The 23,262-nt window shown below is 58.6% G+C and carries 25 protein-coding genes; 9 read left to right on the top strand and 16 right to left on the bottom strand.

Annotated elements, in window-relative coordinates; genetic code table 11:
- Positions 1-3 precede the first annotated feature (3 nt).
- Positions 4-1,467, bottom strand: a complete 1,464-nt coding sequence (locus tag DI396_RS14125; RefSeq protein WP_110796870.1) for a TolC family protein — start codon at positions 1,465-1,467, stop codon at positions 4-6.
- 964 nt (positions 1,468-2,431) lie between these two features.
- Here DI396_RS14125 and DI396_RS16790 point away from each other — a divergent pair.
- Positions 2,432-2,701, top strand: coding sequence for a hypothetical protein (locus DI396_RS16790; RefSeq protein ID WP_110796946.1), 270 nt, complete (start codon positions 2,432-2,434; stop codon positions 2,699-2,701).
- Here DI396_RS16790 and DI396_RS14110 read toward each other — a convergent pair.
- Positions 2,698-3,360, bottom strand: coding sequence for a L,D-transpeptidase (locus DI396_RS14110; RefSeq protein WP_110796866.1), 663 nt, complete (start codon positions 3,358-3,360; stop codon positions 2,698-2,700). The genes DI396_RS16790 and DI396_RS14110 overlap by 4 nt on opposite strands.
- 265 nt (positions 3,361-3,625) lie before the next feature.
- Here DI396_RS14110 and DI396_RS14105 point away from each other — a divergent pair, with 265 nt between their 5' ends.
- Positions 3,626-4,267 carry a hypothetical protein gene (locus tag DI396_RS14105; RefSeq protein WP_110796865.1) on the top strand — a complete coding sequence of 214 codons (642 nt, stop codon included), beginning with the start codon at positions 3,626-3,628 and terminating at the stop codon, positions 4,265-4,267.
- Here the strand turns inward: DI396_RS14105 and DI396_RS14100 are convergent.
- On the bottom strand, positions 4,264-4,752 hold the full coding sequence (locus DI396_RS14100; RefSeq protein ID WP_110796863.1) for a disulfide bond formation protein B: 489 nt from the start codon (positions 4,750-4,752) through the stop codon (positions 4,264-4,266). The genes DI396_RS14105 and DI396_RS14100 overlap by 4 nt on opposite strands.
- Before the next feature lie 109 nt (positions 4,753-4,861).
- Positions 4,862-5,161, bottom strand: a complete 300-nt coding sequence (locus DI396_RS14095; protein WP_110796945.1) for an SHOCT domain-containing protein — start codon at positions 5,159-5,161, stop codon at positions 4,862-4,864.
- Between the two features lie 162 nt (positions 5,162-5,323).
- Here DI396_RS14095 and DI396_RS14090 point away from each other — a divergent pair, with 162 nt between their 5' ends.
- The 3 genes from DI396_RS14090 to DI396_RS14080 are packed head-to-tail and all read left to right on the top strand — an operon-like array spanning position 5,324 to position 8,738.
- Positions 5,324-6,106 carry a DsbA family protein gene (locus DI396_RS14090; protein ID WP_110796862.1) on the top strand — a complete coding sequence of 261 codons (783 nt, stop codon included), beginning with the start codon at positions 5,324-5,326 and terminating at the stop codon, positions 6,104-6,106.
- Between the two features lie 40 nt (positions 6,107-6,146).
- Entirely contained in the window at positions 6,147-6,620 is a 474-nt protein-coding gene (locus DI396_RS14085; protein WP_235851887.1) for a rhodanese-like domain-containing protein, read from the top strand.
- Positions 6,621-8,738, top strand: a complete 2,118-nt coding sequence (locus DI396_RS14080) for a protein-disulfide reductase DsbD family protein (RefSeq protein WP_110796858.1) — start codon at positions 6,621-6,623, stop codon at positions 8,736-8,738.
- A gap of 5 nt (positions 8,739-8,743) precedes the next feature.
- Here the strand turns inward: DI396_RS14080 and cueR are convergent, their stop codons facing one another.
- On the bottom strand, positions 8,744-9,178 hold the full coding sequence (cueR, locus tag DI396_RS14075) for a Cu(I)-responsive transcriptional regulator (protein ID WP_110796856.1): 435 nt from the start codon (positions 9,176-9,178) through the stop codon (positions 8,744-8,746).
- Positions 9,179-9,191: 13 nt separating this feature from the next.
- Positions 9,192-11,702 carry a heavy metal translocating P-type ATPase gene (locus tag DI396_RS14070; RefSeq protein ID WP_110796855.1) on the bottom strand — a complete coding sequence of 837 codons (2,511 nt, stop codon included), beginning with the start codon at positions 11,700-11,702 and terminating at the stop codon, positions 9,192-9,194.
- Positions 11,703-11,867: 165 nt separating this feature from the next.
- Here DI396_RS14070 and DI396_RS14065 point away from each other — a divergent pair, with 165 nt between their 5' ends.
- Positions 11,868-12,062, top strand: a complete 195-nt coding sequence (locus DI396_RS14065; protein WP_110796854.1) for a heavy-metal-associated domain-containing protein — start codon at positions 11,868-11,870, stop codon at positions 12,060-12,062.
- 2 nt (positions 12,063-12,064) lie between these two features.
- On the opposite strand, the gene DI396_RS14060 is transcribed toward DI396_RS14065, so the two are convergent.
- The 10 genes from DI396_RS14060 to DI396_RS14015 all read right to left on the bottom strand — a co-directional run bounded on the left by DI396_RS14060 (position 12,065) and on the right by DI396_RS14015 (position 20,695).
- Positions 12,065-12,793, bottom strand: a complete 729-nt coding sequence (locus DI396_RS14060) for a DsbA family protein (RefSeq protein WP_110796852.1) — start codon at positions 12,791-12,793, stop codon at positions 12,065-12,067.
- Position 12,794: 1 nt separating this feature from the next.
- The gene (locus DI396_RS14055; protein WP_407936315.1) at positions 12,795-13,280 is read right to left on the bottom strand and encodes a c-type cytochrome; all 486 of its coding nucleotides are present in this window, start codon (positions 13,278-13,280) and stop codon (positions 12,795-12,797) included.
- Positions 13,277-14,659: a multicopper oxidase family protein gene (locus DI396_RS14050; protein ID WP_110796850.1), complete on the bottom strand. Its 1,383-nt coding sequence runs from the start codon at positions 14,657-14,659 to the stop codon at positions 13,277-13,279. Before DI396_RS14050 ends, DI396_RS14055 begins: the two co-directional genes overlap by 4 nt.
- Before the next feature lie 25 nt (positions 14,660-14,684).
- Positions 14,685-15,578, bottom strand: coding sequence for a c-type cytochrome (locus DI396_RS14045; RefSeq protein ID WP_110796849.1), 894 nt, complete (start codon positions 15,576-15,578; stop codon positions 14,685-14,687).
- Positions 15,579-16,166, bottom strand: coding sequence for a c-type cytochrome (locus tag DI396_RS14040; protein WP_110796847.1), 588 nt, complete (start codon positions 16,164-16,166; stop codon positions 15,579-15,581).
- A gap of 20 nt (positions 16,167-16,186) precedes the next feature.
- Positions 16,187-16,621 carry a c-type cytochrome gene (locus tag DI396_RS14035; RefSeq protein ID WP_110796846.1) on the bottom strand — a complete coding sequence of 145 codons (435 nt, stop codon included), beginning with the start codon at positions 16,619-16,621 and terminating at the stop codon, positions 16,187-16,189.
- Positions 16,621-17,169, bottom strand: a complete 549-nt coding sequence (locus DI396_RS14030) for a L,D-transpeptidase (protein WP_235851893.1) — start codon at positions 17,167-17,169, stop codon at positions 16,621-16,623. The genes DI396_RS14035 and DI396_RS14030 overlap by 1 nt, the downstream gene beginning before the upstream one ends.
- A 144-nt stretch (positions 17,170-17,313) precedes the next feature.
- Entirely contained in the window at positions 17,314-18,753 is a 1,440-nt protein-coding gene (locus DI396_RS14025) for an ATP-binding protein (RefSeq protein WP_110796843.1), read from the bottom strand.
- Positions 18,753-19,475 (bottom strand): response regulator, encoded by a 723-nt coding sequence (locus tag DI396_RS14020; protein ID WP_110796841.1) that lies wholly within the window; start codon positions 19,473-19,475, stop codon positions 18,753-18,755. The genes DI396_RS14025 and DI396_RS14020 overlap by 1 nt, the downstream gene beginning before the upstream one ends.
- A 2-nt stretch (positions 19,476-19,477) precedes the next feature.
- Complete coding sequence (locus DI396_RS14015) at positions 19,478-20,695, bottom strand: sialidase family protein (protein WP_235851892.1); 1,218 nt, start codon at positions 20,693-20,695, stop codon at positions 19,478-19,480.
- Positions 20,696-20,954: 259 nt separating this feature from the next.
- Between DI396_RS14015 and DI396_RS14010 the strand changes: the two genes are divergently transcribed.
- From DI396_RS14010 to DI396_RS14000, 3 genes are all read left to right on the top strand, one after another.
- Positions 20,955-21,617: a TVP38/TMEM64 family protein gene (locus DI396_RS14010; RefSeq protein WP_110796839.1), complete on the top strand. Its 663-nt coding sequence runs from the start codon at positions 20,955-20,957 to the stop codon at positions 21,615-21,617.
- Between the two features lie 28 nt (positions 21,618-21,645).
- The gene (locus DI396_RS14005) at positions 21,646-22,617 is read left to right on the top strand and encodes a cation diffusion facilitator family transporter (protein ID WP_456237231.1); all 972 of its coding nucleotides are present in this window, start codon (positions 21,646-21,648) and stop codon (positions 22,615-22,617) included.
- Positions 22,614-23,262 (top strand): sterol desaturase family protein (locus DI396_RS14000; protein WP_235851885.1); only part of this gene is annotated, 649 nt, incomplete at its 3' end. The genes DI396_RS14005 and DI396_RS14000, both read left to right, overlap by 4 nt.

Here is a 23,262-nt window from a genome sequence, read left to right as displayed (position 1 = left end):
CTTTCAGTGTCCTGCGCCGCCACCGGCAGCAAGTGATGCGCCTTCTCCACCAGCGCCAGCACTGCCTTCACCACCGCCGTAGATGGCAGCGGTCAGGTCAGCTTGGGCCAAATAGAATTCACGCTTTGCATTTGCTGCTTCCAGTGACGCGCCTAGTTTTTCGCGCACGTCAGTAAGCAACTCGAAAGTGTTGGTGATCATGCCGTTGTAGGACAGCAAACCCTCCTCTTCGACGGTTGTTCGAAGTGGAACAAGAACATCGCGGTAATGGCGTGCGATTTGGTAGGATGCGTGGTAGGAAGTCTCTGCGCTGCGTGCTTCAGAGCGCACATTGACGGCCTTTTCCGCCAATACATTCGCCGATTGCAAATACATCAGCTCCGCTTTTCGCATGCGCGCTTTGCCCGTATCGTAAATTGGGATTGCAAATTCCAACTCAAGCTGCGGCAGCGTTTCGGTTTCGGTTTGACCGTCCTCACGTTCCCGTTCCGACTCAATGCCAACGACAAGTTCAAGATCGCTGACGATTCTGGTCTTGTCTGTAAGGCCGAAAGCGCGCGCTTGGGCCTCCAAACCCAACTGGGCGACGCGCAGATCTACCCGGTTCGCCAAAGCCTTGGCTTCGATGTTTGTGACACGGCCAATCGATCCTGGAAGCGGGGGCAAAGCGTCAGGAACAAAGAACTCAACGTCTGATCCCCACAACCCCATAAGTCTCGCAAGGTTCTCTTTCGAACGCGCTGCACTGAGGCGAGCCTGAGCCAACTGCCCTGCGAGTTCAGCGTTGAACGCCTGTTCCCGCGCCTGGCCTGCCTTGTTCAGAGCCCCTGTCTCTCCCAAGCGCAGGGCCAATTCAGAGCCAGCATCGGAAGTCGCCTTTGCTTGCCTCAGATAACTGACTGTCTCGAAAGCGGACACGGTATCAATCCAGGCAGCACGCGTTTCAGCGGCCAAGGAAAGCGTATCGTTCACTGCTGTCAGCTGGGCCTGCTGGAATGCAGTTTCAGCGATTGCCATTCGTTGCTTTCGAGTCGTCGCGTCCAGAATATTTGTTCGGATCAGACCTTCTATACTCCGATAGAGCCCCAGTTCGGGTGCTCCAATCCCAACGAGCCCAATTGAAACAATTGGATTCTGGGGCGTGGACTGTTGCCATGCCTCAGCAGCCGAAAGCCCGACGTTGGCATACGCGGCTTGCAGACCTTTATTGTTCAGCAGAGCAACCTGAACCGCTGTGTCTGCGGATAAGGTTTTGCGGTAGACCAATGCTCGAACTTGCTTTTTCAAGGCTTCGTTCTCAGCTTGCGTTTCTGCAAAGGCGGTACGTTTGCCAATCGCTGCCGTCGTTTGGCTCGACACATTTGCGAACCCGGCCTTTGGCTCGGTGTAGATACCCGGAACAGCCGTCGCGCAGGCGCCCAAGAACAGTGGAAACCCGATAATTAGAGATAGTCTTGAAACACGCATCAGTTACCCTCCGTTTGTTCTTCGTTGACAGATCGCCAATCACGTGGGCCGGTCGGCGCACGATAGGTGTAGCCGGCCAAGGGGTTCTGATATTGAATTGGTGATGACACGGAGGCGTTTGAAACTGCCTGTTGATCGGCCACACTAGGCAAGGGTGTGGGGTCAACACTGCACGCGCCGAGCGCGAGGGCAGCGGCCCCCGGAAAGATATAGAATTTCATGGATGGTACCTGATTTGTAAGAGACGTGTGACACGACGGCACTAGAACCGCATGACAAAACTCAAAGCTTAAGGATCAGATCAGGTGTCGAGGGGGGCGTTCTAAAGCAAGTGCATTTACCGACGTCTCGCGTTCGACATGATGCACGTAGCTTTCGACGGACGCAAAATGTGACGCGGCATTGTGCGATTGATGCAACGCAACAGACATGCAGAATCCGCTGCAACAATTATCTGACGTTTGCTGTCCAGCCGAGGTCGTTTTATCAGTATTACACGCGGCAAATGAAGCGATAGAAGAGTGGTCTGGTACTTCGTCAGCGGCGCTTGCGCCATGTCCAACAATCGTCTCTGTCTGTGCGTGCCCAAGGGAATGGCTTTCAGCGTGGCCCGCACCGGATGATGCCAGAACCAAAGAGACCACTGCCAGTAGGTTTAAAGCTGCAGCAAGCACTTGAGATATCCCAAAGAAACCGTTCATTGTCACAACGATGAAGGTAAAATCCTAGTCGGTCAATGACTTGGGTGCGTTACATTCTGATACACTTCGGATTAACGTGATCTGCCCCACTTGGAAAGGTTTCGTACGCACTGCTATACTTTGGTTCTCGACAGAAGCCTTACTCGCTGGGCCTATCTTTTCTGAGCGATAGCGATTTGACGCAGGGAAGACTATTTCTTATGGTTCGGAAACCTGTGACACAATGCAACCGATGTCAGACCAGCCAGACGGATCTTCGATTTATGTACATAAGAAGCACGATTTTCCTCGCAACCGGTTTGGCTTTGGGGGCTTGCTCGGAGTCTTTCTCGAATTCAAAAGGCGCGTCGTCACGCCCGCAGTTACCGGAAAATATCGTAGAACTGGCAGCACCAAACCAGGACCTCGCGACCGCGTACTTTCGGCCCGAGGACAACTGCTACTGGTACATGCATGCGGGTCCGGTTGAAACAACGCCATTGCCGCTCAGGACGGCTGGCGGCAATCCGATCTGCGTCAAGCCGGCAACCTAGCTGCGGGCGGTGACACTATCTTCGGCAGAGTAGAGGTGGGCCGTCGAGCCAACTGCGACCTTGGGATAGAGTTCGTTGATGTGCGCCATGACCATTCGAACACATCCAGAGCTGGCCCGCCCGCCAATCGACCTCGATTGCGGTGATCCGTGGATCCGCAAGTACGTGTCGCGCTGGCCGACAAACAGATACAGTGCACGCGAGCCTAGGGGGTTCGTTGGACCCGGCTCCTGCCCGTCTTCGAACTGGGCGTATTCCGGATTGCGCTCGATCATGGACTTGGTTGGCGTCCAATGCGGCCACTCGACCTTGCGTCGGATCGTATAGGTCCCCGGCTCGTAAAGATTGCCGCGGGCGATCGCCACGCCATAGCGCATCGCTGTCCCGCCCTCTTCGATATGATAGAGATACCGTGCCACCGCATCGACATGGATGTCTCCGGGCGTCAGACCAGCTCGCGCTTCAACCCGCCGCGGCAAGAAACGCGGTTGCAGACCCCAGGGGTTCGAGGTCTCGAGATCGAAATTCGCCGGTGTCACCTGTGCATCCCAGGCCGCTTTTTGCGACGCTGTCGGCCAAGTGCTCGCGAGCACGGGAGGTGCGATCGGCGTCGAAAACAGCGCTGTGCCGGTCGCGATGAAATGTCGTCTCGTAAGCATTTGGTCCAGTCCCGGTTTTCTTTGTCAATTGGCGAGCCTGCGGCGCGCTCGGATCAACCGATGGTACATTCTACATGTACTGGTAATTCAAGAAGAAAGTCTGTTTCACACGCGCTTGTGTAACGTCGGCAGCATCTCGAAGCGCGCCATGCAGACATTTCCGGTGGACCACACGAACCCTGCCGGTCACGAGTGATAACTGACCCTTCTGAAAGCCAGATGCATGCAGGTCGACTTGCTGTGATCGCTATGTCAGCCTAGCCACATGGAACGATTTTTTTTCACGGATATGCCAGGTGTTCGTTTCGTGAGAAACGTCCTGCTGTTCAGCCTCGCAGCACTGATTCCAGTTCTCTTTCTTTATGTCTTCCTCGCCCCGGGTTTTGGTTCAGCGTTGCTTGGAGGGGGTCCAGCGCTTGGACGGTTTCTCAGACAGGTTGCAACCAACGGTCTGCTGGTCGTCTTTGTCATCAACTATGTGAGCTTCTTTCTATTTGCCGTTGCGCAACAGCGAACGGGACGTCACCGCGATCCAAGCATGTTTGTCTTGGTGGATATAGGCATTCGGGTCTTCCTGTTTCTCGCGCTGCACGCCTTGATCTATGTCCTGTCAGCGGATTGGTTCGGGTCGTTTGGTGGTAGTCGCAAAACGGCTTTGAGCGTTGTCGCGCCGACGCTTGCGCGCTCTGCATTCTTTGAAAACATCTCGGGTGTTTATCTCTACGCCACGATGGTGAGTGCGCTGCCGCTGTACATCACAACAATCAAACAGTCCCAGGTCCTACGGCCATACGTCAGACTTGGCCCACGGAATTTTGCCGTGACCATTATTGCAATCCTGAGCTTTGGGCTTTCGGTAGCGTTACTGACGGTCGTCGCCGAAACTATCGCATACTTGCAAGGCTAGGTGGCCGAATATGTACTCTGAGCCTGGCGATGTTGCCATTCTCGAGCGAATGCGAGGAGCCATAGCCCGACGAGAGCAGCGCTCCACAAGGCGTTCCAACTGGCCATTGACAGAGTGAGAAATTCCCATGCGACCTCGTCACACATCACCAGAGTTGATGGACCTGATGATGCTGACGGAAGGAGGTCCGATCCGGAAAGGTTCGACAGATCCAGCCCCGACCCCGTGCAAGATGTTGGACCCTGCCACCAGTCTCGTTCGACACCCGTGTGAAAAACGCCAATGGCGGATGTGGTAGCCGCGGCTGCAGCGCCGATGACCATGAGACCTACGGGTAACAATCCGACGGCCAGGAGCGCGCCGGCAGCAATTGCCGCGCCATGCGGATATCTTTGCCAGATGCACATCGCGCAAGGTGCATGGCCAAGCGCCTGAAAAACAAATGCGGCCAGCAGGAGGACAGCGGATCCACCTGCGGCGAGCATGCCAAGTTGTTTACCGGTCACTTGTGCTACTTCCATTTAGTTGGATGTGGGACTCAGCCTGTTCGAGAGAGAGACGAGGTCTTCCCTCTCCGTATCTCGCCGTGCGTGGCTATGTTTCGGTCAGCAGCTTTTTCCTGGCGGCATAGTCGTCTGCGTCGATCTCACCCTTGGCGAAACGCAGGTCGAGTGCGCTTATGGCATCAGAATTTCCCGGTTTTTGGTCTCCAACGCCAGAGCTGCGAACGAACCAAATGATACCTGCGACCACCAGACCCAAGACGATGATCCAGAGGATCGGACCGAACATCATGCCCATTCCATATTCCCAGCCGGACATGTGGCCATAGCCATCCGGGTCGGCCAAGGCCGGTGTAGCGAACAACGCTGCAAGTATTCCTAATCGGTACATAGTATTCTCCACCTGCACTGCTTGTCGCGCGATAGCGATGATATAGGTTACACGTGCTCAACATCCTGATTTCACGGCGAGAATTGTATCAGTTTGTAATGTTGACCAGCGCCATGACTTTACGATACGCAGACTGCGGCATGGAGTAACGAAGGGCGTGGCATGGATTCCAAAAAGCGATCGACCCTTTTGACGCTCGGCGCGATTTTTGCGGGATATGCAGCCTTGCGCACCATTCCCTCCCTTCTGCCCGAAAAGTTGGAACTCGAGCCGCTCGAAAACCCAACCGGCTTCCGAAAGTATGTCGCGGGCGACACGTCGGGCGGGTTTGATCTTTTTGTGGGGCTGGACACACCAGAGGGTGCCGAGATTGTCGCGCGCAAGGAAGCCGCTTTCGAACGTGTTTCAGACAATATCTGCGGCGCGCTCTATGGTGACCTCGAGACAAGCGCGGCCAGAGTGCCGATGGCCTCATTCTCAGATTACTACTGTCCATACTGCCGCGTTCAAACCAAGCGGCTGGCGGAGATGACGAATTCGATGCCGAATGAAGTCGCGGTCGCTTGGCATGAACTGCCTCTGCTAGGTGACAGCTCAAACCTCGCTGCCAAAGCTGCCTTGGCAGCGAAACGTCAGGGCGCCTATGTCTCGTTCCACGAGAGACTGATGAAGACACCGTTCCAGGCGTCGCCTGAATATCTGTCCCGCCTCGCCGGCGATCTTGGCGTCGATGAGGATCAATTGGTTTCGGACATGGAGAGCGCCGAGGTTGTCCGAGAACTGGAAAACAGCTCCGCTCTTGCGCGTGTGTTTTCCTTTGTTGGCACACCTGCACTCGTCATTGGCCGTACCGTCGTTCAAGGGCAAATCAGCGATAGGATGCTCCGCGAAATTATCGATCTGGAACGCGAGGAGGGTTGGGATGCTGCCTGTATCTCCGCGTGATACCATCCACCCCGAGAATATCTTTCGACAGAGGCATATAATGAGGATCGCAGACCGCTTGCGAAGAAGACAGTTCCTAGCGCTTGTTGCAGGTGCCAGTGTGATGCCCGGTCTTGCGCGGGCGGTGACCAGCGACACCTGGTCGGCTCAGGAGGTTGCTGACGCTCTTGAAGACGATGCCATTTCACTGATCGATGTGCGTACACGTGCGGAATGGACCGAGACCGGTCTGGCGAAAGGTGCATGGCCTATCAGCATGCACGAGCGAGGTTTCGAGCAACGGCTATTCGCCGCCCGCGATCTTTCTGCAGAAAAACCCGTCGCTCTGATTTGTGCCACTGGGGGTCGTAGCGCGCGGCTGCTCGCAGCCCTCAAGCGCGCCGGATATCCGGGCTTCATCGACGTCTCGGAAGGCATGCTTGGGTCTCGCCGCGGCCCTGGATGGATCGCGCGCGGCTTGCCGATAACTGATCTTGAGACGGCTCTCGCTGCGCTCCCTGAAGCGCTACGTTGAATGGGGACACGCGCCAGGGCTTCCCGGTTTTCTTTGTGCCTTCTGGCGCTTGTCGCGTCTTTGGTTGCTCTCACACTGACCGAGGGGGCTCGTGCTGCGGAGTCGACCATATTTTCGAACCCGGCGGTCAACGCTCGACTTGTCTCGGCTGAAAACGGCGTCGCCCCGGACGCTGTGTCTATTTCGCTTGGGTTGGTCCTTGAATATGGTGAAGGCTGGAAAGGGTATTGGCGAACGCCTGGTGAAGTTGGGCTGGCTCCCGAAATCGACTGGACGGGCTCATCCAATCTCGCTTCAGCCGAAATCCTCTGGCCCGCACCGGAACGCTTTGAAGCCTTCGGCATCGAGAATTTTGGGTATTCTGGCGAGGTCGTCCTGCCAATCCGGGTGATGTTGGAAGATCGAGGCGAGCCTTTAGAATTGCGCGCTCGCGTGGCGCTTTTGACGTGTTCCAACGTCTGCGTGCCGCACACCTTCGATCTCGCTTTGGATCTGGCCAATGGCACAGGTATTGATCGGGCCTCAGCCAACGCAATCGCCACTTTCGTTTCTCAGGTGCCGGCCGCGCCAGAAGAAAGCGATATCGAGATCGATACAGTCGCCCTCGATGCAAAGACTTCCTCGCTATTCGTGACCGCTCAGAGCACCCAACCGTTCCAGACGGTCGATATCTTTCCAGAGTTCGGACCGCTTGTGACTTTCGGCAAACCGGAGATCCGGCTCAGTCGAGACCGGTCGGAGCTTTGGACTCGGATTCCGCTGAACGCGTGGTCGGACGATTACGTAGCGCCTCTCGTGACCGTCACGGATGCGGATCGAGCGGTCACGGCTCCCGTGGTGTTGAGTGCGGACATCCCTGCCCCGCCATATGCCCGTGCCGCATCTGGAAGCGGCCCGTTTCAGCTGGTTTTGATTGCAGCGATCGCTTTCCTCGGAGGGCTGATCCTCAATGTCATGCCCTGCGTACTTCCTGTCTTGTCGATCAAGCTCGCCTCGGTTCTGAAAGTGTCAGACCAGCCCCGACGTGTGATCCGCAATGGCTTTCTGTTTTCAGCTCTTGGTGTTCTGACATTCGTCTGGATGCTCGCAGTGCTTGTTCTCGTTCTCAAATGGATCGGCGTTTCGGTCGGCTGGGGTATCCAGTTTCAGAACCCCATTTTTGTCGCTTTGATGTTCATCGTGGTAGCCGCTTTTGCCGCAAACCTGTTCGGCCTGTTTGAGATCGCCTTGCCTGTGGGCATTCAGGACCGCCTCGGTGTGGGGAGCGATCGCGCCGGATATGCTGCCGATTTCGGGACTGGCCTGCTTGCGGCAATTCTTGCCACGCCATGCTCCGCTCCGTTTCTCGGGACGGCGATTACATTCGCTCTGGCCGGTAACGCGGTCGACGTTCTCGTCGTCTTCACGGCACTCGGCATCGGCCTGGCTTCGCCTTATGTTCTGATCGCCGCGCGCCCTGCACTGATCGAACGTTTACCACGTCCCGGACGCTGGATGCTGTTTGTCAGGATGTTGCTCGGCGTTCTCTTGCTCGCGACTGCCGCCTGGCTTCTTTTCGTTCTCGTCGGTGTGGCCGGGTGGCGCGCGACGGTGCTGGTGGCCGTATCCGTCGGCGTGCTCATCCTTCTGGCCATGACGGAATGGTCATCCGTGTCTCTGCGGCGCATCTTGATGGCCGCCAGCCTCGCAATACCGCTCGTGGGCGTCGGGTTGTTTTCCTCGCAACCGTACTCCGAGGCTTCGACCGGGACCACCTATTGGCAGGCATTCGTTCCGCAGGACATCGCTCGACACGTATCGGAAGGCCATACGGTATTTGTGGATGTCACAGCTGATTGGTGTCTCACTTGCAAGGCCAACAAGACGTTGGTGCTGGATCGGAATTCTGTCGCTGACCGACTAAGCGACGAGACGGTTATCGCGATGCAAGCCGACTGGACGAGACCTGACGACGAGATTGCGAGGTTCCTGGAACGCCATGGCCGGTACGGCATTCCGTTTAACATCGTGTTCGGGCCAGAAGCCCCGTCGGGCATCTCTCTGCCGGAAATCCTGACCCAGACGCTGGTGCTCGACGCGCTCGACCGTGCATCGACAAGAAGCGTCGCACGCGATTGAGGAGGCTATTTTGCTGCCTTATTGGCAAGCGAAGAGACGGTGCGCACGACCGTAGGGTCGCCGGCCAGGTCGCTCAGGATCGGACAATCCGGACGATGGTCGCCGTGGCAGGATTTTATCAGATGGGAGAGCGTCTCTCGCATCGACTGAAGCTGCGTAATCTTTTCGTCAATCGCGGTCAGATGTTCCTCTGCAATGGCCTTGACCTGCGCGCTTTCGCGGCTTTCGTCCTCATAGAGGCTGAGCAGGGTCCGGCAGTCCTCGATTGAAAACCCGAGGGCGCGGGCACGACCGAGAAATGCAAGCTTGTGCACATCCAGCTCGCGGAAGGCCCGGTAGCCGTTGCCACTGCGTTGCGGGCGAATCAGACCGATATCCTCGTAATAGCGAATGGTTTTGGGCGGGATACCAGAGCGCTCCGCGACTTCTCCAATATTCATGGGTCTCAATCTCCTATTCTGCCGGTTGCGTCTGGGCCTGCGTGAGCGGCGCCCCAGTCTTTGGCGGCTCATACATCGCGGGGGCAATACGGCGCAGGCGCAGCGCATTGGTCAGGACCGAAACCGAGGACAGCGCCATCGCGCCTGCGGCGAAAACCGGAGACAGCAGCAACCCGAAGGCGGGATAAAGCACACCTGCAGCAACCGGGATCAAGGCCACGTTGTAGCCGAACGCCCAGACGAGGTTCTGGCGGATATTCGACATCGTCCGCTTCGACACCTCGACCGCGTTCACCACGCCGCGCAGATCGCCTGACATCAGCACCACATCGGCGGACTCGATCGCCACGTCCGTGCCCGTGCCGATCGCGATGCCCACATCGGCATGCGCCAGCGCAGGCGCGTCGTTGATCCCGTCGCCCACGAAGGCGATCTTGCGGCCCCCTGCCCTTAGGTCATCAAGCGCCGCGACCTTTCCGTCCGGCAACACGCCCGCGATGACCTGGTCGATCCCTGTCTCGCGGGCGATGGCCTCGGCCGTCTCCTGCTTGTCGCCGGTGATCATGGCGACTTGAAAGCCTCGGCCGTGGAGAGCGGCAATTGCGTCACGGCTCGCGGGTTTTACTGGATCGGCAACCGCGATGACGGCAGCCAACTTGCCATCAACGGCCGCGTAAAGCGCGGTGCGACCCCGGCTGGCCAGATTTTTTTCGGTGTCGACAAGGGACGCGATGTCGACGTTTTCGCGGATCATGTAGCGATCCGCACCAACCATGACCTCTTTGCCATCGACCATGGCCGCGACCCCGTATCCGGTAACGGACCGGAAGCCGGACGCGGCGAGAACCGCGATGCCTTCGCTGCGCGCGCTTCGGACGATGGCTTCGGCAATCGGGTGTTCTGACTGCTCCTCAACTGCAGCGATCAGACCGAGGACAGCTTCGCGGTCGAAACCTTCTGCGACGACGACATCGGTCAGCGTGGGTTGGCCCTCGGTCACCGTCCCGGTCTTATCAAGCGCGATGACATTGACCGTTGATAGCTCCTGAAGCGCGTCACCCTTGCGAAACAGAACACCCATTTCGGCTGCGCGTCCTGTCCCCACCATGATCGAGGTCGGCGTGGCAAGCCCCATGGCACAGGGGCAGGCGATGATCAGCACTGACACTCCCGCCACCAGCGCAAAGGTCAATGCCGGGTCAGGGCCGACCAATAGCCAAACAACAACTGTCAGGGCTGCCAGGGCCATGACGGCGGGCACGAACCAAAGCGTTACCCGGTCCACCAGACCCTGGATTGGCAGTTTGGCGCCCTGCGCCTCTTCGACCATGCGAATGATCTGCGCGAGCGTCGTGTCAGAGCCTACACGTGACGCCCGGAAAGTCAGGCTGCCGGTACCATTTACCGTGCCGCCGGTGACGGTTGCGCCTGTGGCTTTGGTGACGGGCACGGGCTCACCCGTGATCATGCTCTCGTCAACGTTGCTGGTCCCATCAACGACCTCACCATCGACGGGAATCCGCTCGCCAGGGCGCACGAGGATCGTGTCGCCAACGCCGAGCACATCGACGTCAACCTCGACGGTCTCACCATCACGCAGGACGCGGGCGGTGCGGACCTGAAGTCCCAAGAGCGACTGGATTGCCGCGCCAGTCCGTCCCTTCGCTCGGGCTTCGAGCCAGCGTCCGATCAGGATGAGCACGACAATAACAGCGGCGGCCTCGAAATAGACCGCCCGCACGCCTTCCGGCAGCAGTCCGGGCAGGAAGGTTGCGACCACCGAATAGATCCAAGCGGCCCCTGTGCCTACCGCGACAAGACTGTTCATGTCCGGCGCACCGCGGAGCAGCGCGGGAATGCCCTTGAGGAAAAAGTGCCTGCCGGGTCCGAAGAGAACGATCGTCGCCAGAACGAACTGGATGACCCAGGATGTCTGGGCCCCGATACTGTTCTCAATGACCATATGAAAGGCCGGGATCAGGTGCGCGCCCATCTCCAGAACGAAGACCGGAAGTGTCAGAGCCGCCGCCAAGAGGACGTTGCGGCGCAAATTGTCCGCTTCTTCTGCCTTACGCTCAACGCGCGACTGGCTGGCATTCGCTTCCGCGACCTCGGCCGGGTAACCAATTGCCGCAGTCGCAGCCATCAGATCAGCCGTCGCGACTGCACCTTCAAGGAATTCGACGACGGCTGTCTCGGCGGCGAGATTCACGGTCACGGACAGGACACCTGGCACGTCAGCCAGCGCCTTATCGACCCGCCCGACGCAGGAGGCGCAGGACATGGACGCAATGTTGAGAGTGACCCTCGCAGTCCGCGCAGGGTAGCCCAGCGTATCCAGCGCCTGAGCAGCGTCTTGCAAACGGGCCGGATCGTTGACGGACAGCCGTGCCGATTCAGACGCAAGGTTGACGGAGACATCGGAGACGCCTTCCAGCGCCGAAAGGGACTTTTCCACACGACCAACGCAAGACGCGCAGGTCATGCCTTCGATGCCAAGAGTGACTTGCGGATTTTGAGTCATGTCGGTTCGCCTCATCTGAGTTCACAACGGATATAGGGCTTCCAGTGACTGGAGGCTCAATAGGGCAGATGAAATTTTTTTTGTTTTGCCTTACCCACCAACTTCCACTTGACCTTCCACCTGCTGGAATCCCTATCTCGTGCCCAAGTCAGGAAAGGACTTCACATGAAATTCCACGTCCCAGACATGAGCTGCGGCCATTGCACCGCTGCAATCACAAAAGAAATCGCAGTTCTCGATCCCGCAGCGAAGGTTTCAACCGACCTCGACGCCCGGACGGTTGAAGTCACAACATCCCAAACCGACGGGGCCGTGATCGAAGCAATCAAGTCTGCCGGATACGAGGCGGCGCCAATCTAGGATCACTGGCCGGCTGCGCGCGCTTCTTCCGCGAGGCGAATCATTTGGTCCGCCTCGATAACGCCGGGAACGAGCGCATCGCCGATCACGAAGGATGGTGTTCCATTGAAACCGAGCGCACGGCTCAGCTCCATCGACGCTGCGATATGCGCATCGATTTCCGGAGCCTCCATGTCGCGCCGCAATTGCGCGACATCCAGTCCAACCTGCCCGGCCATCTGAATCACAGAGGCCTCTTCGGCCCGTCCGGCCATCCCCATAAGCGCCCAGTGGAACTCTTCGTACTTGCCCTGCTCGCGTGCGGCGAGCGCTGCCCGTGCCGCAAAGACGGACCCGTCGCCCAGGATTGGCCACTCCCGATAGACCAGCCGGACATTCGGGTCTGCTTCCAGCAATGCTTCGATACGCGGCTTCACGCGGCGGCAATAAGGACAGTTGTAGTCGAAGAACTCGACAACTGTCACATCTCCTTCTGGATTGCCGAGCACCGGCGCATTCGGGTCGTTTTCCAGTAGATCGCGGTTCTCGGATAGAACGGTTGCAGCGGCTGCGGCCTGACGCTGCTGCTCGCGCTGCTCTATGATCTGAACCGCCTCCAATACGATCTCGGGGTTCTCGCGAATAGCCTCAAGCACGAGTTCCTTGACGCGATCTTCGCTCAGACCGTCGGCCTGAACGGCAAGTGGGACAACGAGGACCGACGCCAAAACCAGCCTCAAAAGAATTTTCATCTCAATTTTCCCTCTTCCGTGTCTCGCCTTCGGTCCGCACCGCTTGCATTTCCTGTATTCGGTCGGGCCAGGTCGACTTGATGTATCCAAGAATGTTCCAGATCTCCTGATCGGAAAGCTGATCCCCGAAGCCTGGCATACTGCTATCGAACTCCATGCCCTGAGCGGCCATCAGTGCGCGGCCACCAAGCTTGGTGTACTCAAAAAGAACCTGATCCGCGTGATGCCAGGTGTGTCCTGTCTCGTCATGCGGCGGTGCTGGCAAGCGACCTTCCTCGCCGGGGCTTTGCCAGTTCTCCTGCCCTTCCAGACTGGCACCATGGCAGGACGCACAATTCTCGACGTAAAGGGTTTGGCCCGCGGTGAAATCCACGTCTTTCGGCATGACCCCGCTATCGGAGCCTGCCGCATTGGCCATCCAGAAAAGGATCCCCGCTCCAATCATGGCGATAGAAACAGCCCCGACAAAGGCAGTGCCCCGGTTCATGCCACGTCGATCCAGGTCATCATGCCCGAAACTGCGTGCGACAGCATATGACAATGCAGCAGCCATTTGCCGGGGTTGTCGGCCACGAACGCAATGTCGCGGACCTCGCCACGATCCAGTAGCGTTGTATCCCGAAGCGTCCCAAGACTGCCGTCGGGTGCAATCTCGTGAAAGTGCATTCCGTGCAGATGCATGGCATGGGGGAACGCGGTGTCATTGGTGATCTTAAGACGCACCGTCTCACCGCGCGACATGGCCGCGAGCGGTGCGCCGTCCATGCCGCCGACCGCTCCGTTGAACGCCCAGAAGTTGCCGGATTGCATCATGTCGCGCATGGACGACATCTGCCCGCCCATCATCGCACCCATCATGCCGCCCATGGCACCGCCCTGCATGAGCAATTCAAGTTTTGTGGCCTCGGCCAGATCGGGCATCGCATGGACATTCGGGGGCAGCGCGCGGGGAGCGTCCCGGCGCGCTCGAGTAGCGTCTCCAGTCACTTCGAATGCCACCTGCGAGAAACTCTCGTCGCGGTCGATCTGCACGATATGTCCGGCGCCACCAGTTTCCGCGGTCACGTCAACGATCAGATCGACACGCTGCGCGGGCGCAAGGACGAAACTCCCATCGATCGGTCTTGGCTCAGCGAGGGGCATGCCATCGAGCGCAACAATCCAGCCTTCGAGACCATCGAGCGCCAGTTGAAAGATGCGCGCGTTTGCAGCGTTGATCATGCGCAGGCGCAGACGTTCGTGCCGCTTTACCGGCAGTGCAAGGTTATAGGTTCCATTCGTGGTGATGTAGTTGCCAAGCCGCCCGGCATGGCTCAGATCGTGCATCGCCCCGAAGGTATCTGCGATCTGCGCGGTCTCAGGATCGACAAGCCAATCGTCAAGGATCAGAACCTCGTCACGGTCGATATCAATCGGCTCCGGCTCTTCGACGATCAGCGCGCCATGAAGGCCGCGTGCTACCTGTTCGAACGAACGGTTGTGCGCGTGATACCAGTATGTGCCCGCATCAGGTGCCACGAAATCGTACTGAAACGATGACCCGGGTGCGATGGCGTCCTGGGTGAGATCTGCAACTCCATCCATCGCGTTGTCGATGCGGATCCCGTGCCAGTGGGTAGAGGTTGCATCAGGCAGATCATTGATCACACGCCTTTGAACGCGTGCGCCCTGAGCCACCCGGATTTCCGGACCCGGTGCCGAACCGTTATATCCCCAAATCTGGGTTTCCCCATATTTTTCAGGCAGAAGTCGAATATTGGCGGTGCGCGCATTCAATGGCGCAAATCCTGTCTGGGCAAGAGCCAGCTTGGGGAGCCCCAAGGCGGCAGTTGCCGCCAGCAGAAAATCTCGGCGGTTTGGTTTCATTGGATTTCCCTTGCTCGGCCTGCAGTCAGCCGTGATCATCCATAAGATAGGTGGCAATGGCTTCGAGATCCTGATCCGTCAAAAACTGCGTACCATAGAGAACCACTTCGCCCATGGCGTTCCCAAATGCGTCACCTGACGGAGTGATGCCTGTGCGAAGCGCGTAGGACAGATTATCGACATCCCAACCGCGGGCGCGCAGAGTCTCGTAGTCAATCGCAGGTGCTTTGCCACCACCGGGCAGCATGTCGCTTCCCTTGAAATGTTCTGTGTCGATATTTCGGGCACCAAGCAGATTGCGCCCAGTATGGCAGGCGCCACAATGCGTCGCGCCCTCAACCAGCTGGCGACCGCGATTCCACAGATCGCCGTTTTCCGGAGCAGGGTCGGTGCGCGGTGGTTCAAGGAACAACGCGCGCCAAATCTTGAGAGTGCTTCGCTGATTGAACGGGAACGGCATCTCCGGTTCCTGCGAAGCCTCGTCCACCGGAGCGACGGTTTGAAATGCCGCCCATAAATCAGCGATCTCCTGATCAGTGAAATTCGCGTAGAACGGATAGGTAAACGCAGGATAATAGGGCTTGCCGTCTGGTGAAATGCCCTGCCGAACCGCTTTTGCGAATTCTTCGATGGTCCAGTCGCCAATACCATGCACCGGGTCCTGGGTCAGGTTTGGCGAATAGATGGAACCGAACGGCGTTTCGAGTTCAACACCACCGGCGAGAGGAGCGCCGCCTTTTTCGAAATTGGTGTGACACGCGATGCAGCCGGACGCTCTGGCTAGATAGGCCCCGCGATTGACATCACCCTCCAGTGCGATCTCCGCGACGTCCGTGCCAATGGGCCAGACTGACAGGGCCGCGAACGCCGCCGCCACCCCCGCTGCGATAAACGAGACCCCGATAAGCGCCTTGCGCATCTAATTTGATTCCGCCCGATACTTGGTGTGGCACGCCGCACAGGTCTGGCTGACCATCATGAAGACCGCGTCAGCCGGCAATTCGGCGAGCTCTTCGATTCCTAAGTCATTCATCATCGACCCGGCGCCCATCATGGTCTGACCTCCCATCATGGATTGCCCCCCCATCATGGCACCGCTATCCATGGTGGCTCCGCCGTCCGCGCCCGCCATTTTTAGCCCGTTGTCAGCAGCCATGGACAACCCTTCGGAAAGAAGTTGGAGCTGTTCCGCCAGCGCCTCGAACTCTTCCCAATCGGTCCATATGGTATCTTTCACCTCCGAGGGCATTCCGCTCGAGCCTTCCGGGAACAGCTCGGTCATCTGGGTGCCCGCGTGACCGATCATCGTGTCAGCCGCATTGCGCACGACGTCCGGGTCATAGGCGGTCTGGCCACGCATCATGGGCGTCAGGCGCTTCATCTCGTCGCCCATTTCGCCCATGGCATCCATTCGCTCTTTCATCACCCCGGTCGCGCCGGAATGTGCGAGCGCCGCCAGTCCAACAGCCGAGATGGCCGCAGCTGTTATCCAAGTCTTCAATTGCATTTTGCTCTCCTCATTGTTCCTCAATTGATCCCGTTCGCGCGCTGCAATTCGCGCACATAGGCCACGATCATTTTCACATCGCCATCGGTCACGCCTTCGACTGGCGGCATGTTGCCAAAGCGCCAATGGTGCGCGCGGACGCCATTCTTGGCTGCAAGAAGAAAAGCCGCGTCGCCGTGGTGGCTCGGTTCATAAATCTTGTGAACAAGGGGAGGTGCGACGCCATCCTGTCCGGCTGCATTCGCGCCATGACAGGCCGCGCATTTTGCCTCGAATGCGGCTTTGCCGATTTCTGCATTCGCTGAAAGCGTCTCCGGCACCACGACATCGACTATTGCTGGACCAATTCTATCCGTGCCTGCCGCGACATCCGGTACATCGCCTTCTCCCGACCACCAAAAACCAAAGCCCAGTAATGCTGCCAGAGCAACCGCGATGAGAGTGTATCGTCCCATCAGATCAGCTTGACCTGTGTGCCGACCGGGACGCGATCGAACACCTCTTCAATGTGTTCATTGTAAAGACCGATGCAGCCATTCGATGAGCGACGACCGATCTTGCGCGTGTCTTGCGTGCCGTGGATCCGGTAATACTGCCAAGAAAGATAAAGGGCCCGCGTGCCAAGCGGATTGGCTGGATCACCGCCCGGAATGCGCAGTGGCCATTCAGGGTTGCGTTCGCGCATGGATGGCGTCGGCGCCCAACTCGGGTTCTCGCGCTTCTCTACAACTTCTGTGTAGCCGCGCCGTGTCAATTCATCCGAGATCGGAACAGACGTCGGATATAGACGCATCTCTCCCTCAGCGGTCCAATGTTGGAGGACCATCGATGTCGTGTCAGAGATGACCAACCCAACCCCGAGGGTGTCGAAATGGTCTTCCCAAGCGTGGGTACGAAAGGACGAGACGTTCCGTCGAACTGGCTCAGCGGTCTCAGCGGTGACAACGGACGGCGCAAATAGGAGTGTTGTACCCAAACTGCCCGCGAACGCGCGTCTGGACATCAGGAATCGGTTTCTTGATTGCATGGTTCTGCCTCATTCCATGTCGATTGCCTTGTTTTCTAGCGGACATGCAAGAATTCAGGAACGTTTGGCGCTTTGGTTTTTTGTAATGATATGTATCAACAGAGCAGCTGGAATGCCTGGTCAGGTCCCGTGTCCTGGCACCTGCAGTGGGTCGTGGGATCCCCGATCCAAGCGTTCCCCAACGTCGGACGTGCCGGTCAGAGGCAGCATAACGCGAGCGCGCAACCCGCCTTCATCGCGGTTCGACAAGTCTATGGTACCGCCATGTTCCAGGACGATACTGCGCGCGATGGAGAGCCCCAGTCCATGGCCGCCTGTATCCAGTGATCGGGATTGTTCGATCCGCTGATAGGGCTGGAACGCCTCTCTGATGCGGTTTTCAGGGATCCCGGGCCCGCAATCGTCGACCCGTATTTCAACGCTCGCCCCGGACACATCCCACGAAAGAACGGGGTAGCGACCGTAGCGTTGTGCATTGTCGATCAGATTGCGCAGCGCGCGCCGCATGGCCATGGGTTTGATCTGCACCACTGCCTCGGGGCCCACTTGCAGATCAAGGTCGCCTTGTGTGTTCTTGTAGAGTTCAGAGAGGTATTCCGCCACGTCGACACGCTGTAACTCTTCGCCTTGCCCGACGCCGCGGGCATAGGCGAGCGTGGCTTCGACCATCTCCTGCATTTCCTCGAGCGATGTCGCGATGCCGTCTTTGGTCTCGGGATCGTCCACCATTTCGGCCCGGACCCGCAGCGCTGTCAGGGGTGTCCGCAGGTCATGCGCAAGTGCCGCAAGCATTTGGGTGCGGTCCGTGACGAACCGTGCAAGGCGCGCCTGCATGTCGTTGAAGGCAATCGTCAGATCCCGAACCTCTGTCGGACCGACAGGCGCAATCGGCCCCTGCCCTCCTCCCCGACCGAATTTCTCCGCGGACGCTGCGAGCTCGTTGAGTGGCCGCGTCAACCGCGTCAGGCCAAACCAGAATACCGCCAGAAGCAGCACCACCGATGTCAGTACAAATGACAGCGTGGACGCCCAGGACCACTGTATCGGCGGACGCTCGAACCTTGTTGCGACGTTCAACCAGCGGCCACCCGCAATTGCGATCGATACCTCCATTTCGATGGCCGCCAAACTGCCTCGCATCATTTCAGCGTGCATCTCGGCCATTTCTGGCGACAGATTCGGCAACGGGAGAAGACCCTGTTCGATTTCATGGACCTCCACACGGATGTCTCGACTGTAACCATCGTTCAAAAGCGCACGAATGCGGGCCTCCACGGCACCGTTCTCGTCATGATGCGTATGCGTGACCGACGGCGCGTCACCCAGTTCGAAGCGCACCAGAGGCGAGGTCGCCGCCGCGACGATTTCATCGCGCAAATCGGGCGGTGCGGCTTCGATGAGGCGGGCAACATTGGCGGCACGCCCCGCCGCCTCGCTCCCGATGGCTGCCTGCACCGCAAGTGAACGTTCATCCACGAAGAGCCAAAAGCCGACGACCTGGGCGACGAAAAGGACCGACACAACGAGAATGGCAATCTGCGTGCGAAACCCCATGCGCATCAGCTCTCCAGATCCACATCGCAATTCAAGCAATAGCCGCCATTGCGCACGGTCGTGATGATCCGCGGCCGCAAGACATCCGGTTCGATCTTCCTGCGTAGTCTGGAGACCTGGTTGTCTATCGTCCGATCGAAAGGCCCGGCGATGCGCCCGGCGCTCAACTCGAGCAGCTCATCCCGACTGATGACGACGCGTGGGCTTTCCAGAAGGACCGACAGCAGCTTCGCTTCTGCAGTTGTCAGCGTGTTTACCGTGCCGTCCTGCTTGGTCACCTGGCTTGCATCATGGTCAAAGGTTACTCCGGCAAAGCTCGCGCGTTTTCCTGCAAGCGTGCCGCCGTGTGGTGCATCGCCCGCACGGCGCAGAATGGCATTGATCCTGGCCAGAAGCTCGCGTGGATTGAAAGGCTTTGCCAGATAGTCATCGGCCCCCGTATCGAGCCCATTGATGCGATCGTCATCTTCGCCGAGCGCGGTGAGCATGAGTATTGGGGTCATCCGATGCTCGCGCCGCAACCTCGCACAGGCTGCCAGCCCGTCTTCTCCGGGCATCATGATATCCAGCACGATCAGATCGATGGTTTCCTTGCCCAGAAGGTCATCCATTTCGGACGTGTTGCCCGCGCCGGTGGCCTGCATCCCGTTTTTCTGAAGATAGCGTGTGACCGATTGCCGAATTTCGGCATGATCATCGACCACGAGGATATGTGGCGGGGCGGACATGATCAGTCGATCTCCGTCAGTCTGACCCGGCGCATGGCGATGCGGTCGCCCGTCTCTTCAGGCTGGGTCCAGGCGATGAAGATGTCACGGTCCAGCCGAGCCATGGTTGGAAAGTTCACGGACGCACCTGCCGAATTTGTCGCCAGCACCTCCTGTGCAACACATCCGGTTTCCTTTTCCGCACGGCACAACATGAGCGCTTCATTCCCGTCGGTCCATTCGACCCAGGACACCAACGCGGTCCCGTCCTCGAGCAGCTCGACATCGACCCGGCCGACTGGATTGCCGAGATCGACCCGGACAGGCGCGCCAAAGCTGCGGCCCGCGTCGTCAGAGAAGGCCACGTTGACAGCCGCAAGGTCGTTCGCGCCTGTAAACCATGCGACGGCCGCGTCATGGCCATCGGCAGCAATTGCCGGACCATTGACCGGGCATCCTGCCAGCTCCCACCCATCATTGTGAACCGTCACGGGCCTTTGCCATCCATCAACCGTCAGCCGCGCGACGGAGATATCCCGGATTTCTCCATCCGTCCGGTCTCGATAAGCGGCGAGTATCGTGCCATTCCCGGTCGCGGCGAGGCTTGTCTGGCAGCAGGAACAAGTTTGCAGATCGACGGCAACGTCGCGGCCGAGAGAGCCGTTGCTTGCCAGCGTCGTTGCCCGCAATTGCATGGCGTCAGACACTGTGGATGTTTCGTCGCGCCCGGCTCCATAGGCCCGCCCATCGAGCCAGATGACGGCCAGAGTTTCCTCACCCGCTGGCAGCATCGACACGAACCCGTGCTGCTCGAAAGACCTGTCCTCGTGGGGGATCAGCGGTTCGCTCCACGACGCGCCACCGTCGCGCGACAGCGCGGTCTCGACTTGATAGTCGAAACTCGACGGACCGATTTCACGAAGCCAGTGAACCGCGATCGTGCCATCGTCAAAGAGCGCGATGCCGGGAAAGTCCGCCCAGTTCACGAAGAGATCGGACCCCTGATGCACAAGGCGTGGTTCGGACCAGCCTTGCGCGGACCGGCGGCCCATCATGACTTTGGTTTGATCCCCTTCGCGCTCGAGCCAGCTCATGTAGAGCAGGCCATTGTGGCTCGCAAGAGACGGCTCATGCGCGCCCGGTTTCGACGGCAGAACGACGTCTTCAACCTGATCAAAAAGAGTAGCATGCGTCTGAGCCGTTCCGACTTGCGGCAGCACGAAGCCACTCGCCGGGATCACCAAGCCAAGGAGCCCGCACAAAGCCTTCGCGCTTCGCAGGCCCTGCGAGCGTCTATGATCTCTGGTTTTCGTTCGGCATGTCATAACGCGTAGAATAGATTGATCTTTCCCAAATGACCCGAACTTCCTTTGTCGCAAAATGTATCAACGTGATGTTGGCCCTTGACCTTCCAGCGACTGGAAGTCCTATGTCACGCCTCATGATAGGCGCGAGACAACAAAACTCTGAACAGGACGCCAGGCAGCCGTGGGGTTGGCCATGATGTTTCGGCTTGCCTTACTGCTCCTTCTGGTGCTCGCGATCTCCGTTCTAGCATTGCCGGATGTTCTGGGCTTTGACATCAATCTTCCCGAACGTGAGGACCTTGACCGCTGGATCGATGCCGCGGGACTTACGGGGCCCATACTTGTGGTCGCGCTCATGACGGCGGCAATCGTTGCTAGTCCGTTGCCCTCCGCCCCGATCGCGCTCGCTGCTGGCGCCGCTTATGGCCACACGTTCGGGACGTTACTTGTCGTCCTCGGTGCGGAACTCGGGGCACTCGGCGCCTTTCTCCTCGCCCGTTGGCTCGGCCAACCCTTCGTCGAACGCCACTTCGGCCAAAAGACAGGCCCGTACTTTCTCGGGTCGCAGAACACCCTGACTTTTCTGGTTTTCGGAAGCCGGCTGTTGCCGTTTCTGTCCTTCGACATGATCAGCTATGCGGCCGGGCTGAGTAAATTGCATCTGTGGCGCTTCGCGCTTGCGACCCTGGCCGGAATCATCCCGGCGAGTTTTCTTCTCGCGCATCTCGGCAGCGAGGCCATGAACGGGGATGCCCGCACCGCCACCTGGACGGCAGTCGCCCTCGGCGGGTTTACCGCATTGTCCCTGCTTGTCGCGATTTGGCGCGAACGCCGCCCTACAAGGAAAGAGAGCTGACATGACATCCCATTCTCACTCCGGACACATGCCCACGTCAGGCAAGGCGCTGGTCATCTCCGCCTGGCTGACGGGTATTTATTTCGTGATTGAACTCGCCGTGGGGCTCCGGACCGGCTCTATTGCCGTCCTCTCGGATGCATTTCACACACTTTCGGCGGTCGGTGGGGTTTTGGTGGCGATTGTCGCGCAGCGTATCGCCCGCAGGCCTGCCGATCCGGAGCGCAGTTTCGGTTGGTATCGTGCCGAGATCATCGGTGCGCTCGTCAATGGCGGCTTTCTATTGGGCATGGCGCTTCTCGTGATCTGGATGGGCGTCATGCGGCTCGGCAATCCGATCCATCTTCCTACGGGGCCCATGCTTTGGGTGGCCTTTGGTGGATTGGTCACCGAGGTCATCTCGCTGAGCCTTATGTGGAAGTCCAGCCGGGATGACCTGAACGCGCGCGGCGCGCTCTGGCCCATCATCCAAACCTTTGTCGGCAGCCTCTTGATCATCGTGACCGCCCTGGTCATCAAGTTCACCGGCTTTCTCGCGATCGACCCGATCCTCGGAGCTGCGTTTGGCGTCGTGCTCCTCTGGGCCTCCATCGGCGTGATCCGCGAAGCGGTTCACATCCTAATGGAAGGGACCCCGGAAGACACAGACCTCCCGGCCGTCATCGCCGATCTTCGCGAACAGGCGCATGTCCTCGATGTCCATCACGTGCATGCCTGGACCCTGACAAGTGGCAAACACGCGTTTTCGGCCCACTTGCGCCATGCCGATTCCGCTGACGCCGCCAGCATTCTCGAAAGCGCCTATAACCGGCTCACCCACGAGCACGGCTTTCACATGGTCACCTTGCAATTGGAGACCGATTGTCTCGAAGAGTCGCATGCGCAAGGTCTCGACATTTCCAATGCGTCCGAAGCCAACGAAGGAGAGGCAACGACGTCATCGTCAAACCCGCACGCGAGCCATGGTATCGGGTTGAAATCGCAGGAGGCTGGAAAGTGATCGAAACCATCCTTGTTGCGGAACCCGAAATTCGCCTGACGGCCTTTCTGGGCGTATTGGCCGCCATGGCACTGTGGGAAATTGCGGCTCCGCGCCGGCACCGGGACTTTCCGCGTGTGATCCGTTGGACCAATAACCTGGCGCTGGTCATCGTCGACACAGTGATCCTGCGTCTGACCTTTCCCATCCTTGCCGTTGGGTTGGCCGTGATGGCCGAAGATCGCGGCTGGGGCTTGTTCAACAATCTCGAAATCCCCGTCTGGGCAGTCGCACTCGTCTCCATGCTACTGCTCGATCTCGCCATCTATCTGCAGCACGTGATGTTTCACGCAGTCCCTGCCCTCTGGCGGTTGCACCGCATGCACCATGCCGACCTTGATTTCGATGCGACAACCGGGCTTCGTTTTCACCCGGTCGAGATTGTGATCTCGATGGCGATCAAGCTCGCGGTCGTCGCGGCACTTGGCCCACCAGCCTTTGCGGTTCTGCTCTTCGAAGTGATCCTGAACGCCACTGCTCTCTTCAATCACGCCAACATTGTCCGTCGTCAGGTTTTTTGGGACCACTGGCAGCCTAATCTAAGAGAGAGTTTGGCTCATCTGGTTGATCTGATTATGCGGCGCGTTTTCTGTGATGCAAGCGTCG

The sequence above is a fragment of the Litorivita pollutaquae genome (assembly GCF_003205515.1).
GTDB lineage: Bacteria > Pseudomonadota > Alphaproteobacteria > Rhodobacterales > Rhodobacteraceae > Litorivita > Litorivita pollutaquae.
The sequence above is the reverse complement of the archived record's forward strand: the minus strand, read 5'-3'. Positions and strand labels throughout refer to the sequence as shown.

Bases quoted from the DNA above. Each gene is read 5' to 3' on its own strand.
- DI396_RS14125 (WP_110796870.1), bottom strand. From the start codon at position 1,467: ATGCGTGTTTCAAGACTATCTCTAATTATCGGGTTTCCACTGTTCTTG.
- DI396_RS16790 (WP_110796946.1), top strand. From the start codon at position 2,432: ATGTACATAAGAAGCACGATTTTCCTCGCAACCGGTTTGGCTTTGGGG.
- DI396_RS14110 (WP_110796866.1), bottom strand. From the start codon at position 3,360: ATGCTTACGAGACGACATTTCATCGCGACCGGCACAGCGCTGTTTTCG.
- DI396_RS14105 (WP_110796865.1), top strand. From the start codon at position 3,626: ATGGAACGATTTTTTTTCACGGATATGCCAGGTGTTCGTTTCGTGAGA.
- DI396_RS14100 (WP_110796863.1), bottom strand. From the start codon at position 4,752: ATGCTCGCCGCAGGTGGATCCGCTGTCCTCCTGCTGGCCGCATTTGTT.
- DI396_RS14095 (WP_110796945.1), bottom strand. From the start codon at position 5,161: ATGTACCGATTAGGAATACTTGCAGCGTTGTTCGCTACACCGGCCTTG.
- DI396_RS14090 (WP_110796862.1), top strand. From the start codon at position 5,324: ATGGATTCCAAAAAGCGATCGACCCTTTTGACGCTCGGCGCGATTTTT.
- DI396_RS14085 (WP_235851887.1), top strand. From the start codon at position 6,147: ATGAGGATCGCAGACCGCTTGCGAAGAAGACAGTTCCTAGCGCTTGTT.
- DI396_RS14080 (WP_110796858.1), top strand. From the start codon at position 6,621: ATGGGGACACGCGCCAGGGCTTCCCGGTTTTCTTTGTGCCTTCTGGCG.
- cueR (WP_110796856.1), bottom strand. From the start codon at position 9,178: ATGAATATTGGAGAAGTCGCGGAGCGCTCTGGTATCCCGCCCAAAACC.
- DI396_RS14070 (WP_110796855.1), bottom strand. From the start codon at position 11,702: ATGACTCAAAATCCGCAAGTCACTCTTGGCATCGAAGGCATGACCTGC.
- DI396_RS14065 (WP_110796854.1), top strand. From the start codon at position 11,868: ATGAAATTCCACGTCCCAGACATGAGCTGCGGCCATTGCACCGCTGCA.
- DI396_RS14060 (WP_110796852.1), bottom strand. From the start codon at position 12,793: ATGAAAATTCTTTTGAGGCTGGTTTTGGCGTCGGTCCTCGTTGTCCCA.
- DI396_RS14055 (WP_407936315.1), bottom strand. From the start codon at position 13,280: ATGAACCGGGGCACTGCCTTTGTCGGGGCTGTTTCTATCGCCATGATT.
- DI396_RS14050 (WP_110796850.1), bottom strand. From the start codon at position 14,659: ATGAAACCAAACCGCCGAGATTTTCTGCTGGCGGCAACTGCCGCCTTG.
- DI396_RS14045 (WP_110796849.1), bottom strand. From the start codon at position 15,578: ATGCGCAAGGCGCTTATCGGGGTCTCGTTTATCGCAGCGGGGGTGGCG.
- DI396_RS14040 (WP_110796847.1), bottom strand. From the start codon at position 16,166: ATGCAATTGAAGACTTGGATAACAGCTGCGGCCATCTCGGCTGTTGGA.
- DI396_RS14035 (WP_110796846.1), bottom strand. From the start codon at position 16,621: ATGGGACGATACACTCTCATCGCGGTTGCTCTGGCAGCATTACTGGGC.
- DI396_RS14030 (WP_235851893.1), bottom strand. From the start codon at position 17,169: ATGTCCAGACGCGCGTTCGCGGGCAGTTTGGGTACAACACTCCTATTT.
- DI396_RS14025 (WP_110796843.1), bottom strand. From the start codon at position 18,753: ATGCGCATGGGGTTTCGCACGCAGATTGCCATTCTCGTTGTGTCGGTC.
- DI396_RS14020 (WP_110796841.1), bottom strand. From the start codon at position 19,475: ATGTCCGCCCCGCCACATATCCTCGTGGTCGATGATCATGCCGAAATT.
- DI396_RS14010 (WP_110796839.1), top strand. From the start codon at position 20,955: ATGATGTTTCGGCTTGCCTTACTGCTCCTTCTGGTGCTCGCGATCTCC.
- DI396_RS14005 (WP_456237231.1), top strand. From the start codon at position 21,646: ATGCCCACGTCAGGCAAGGCGCTGGTCATCTCCGCCTGGCTGACGGGT.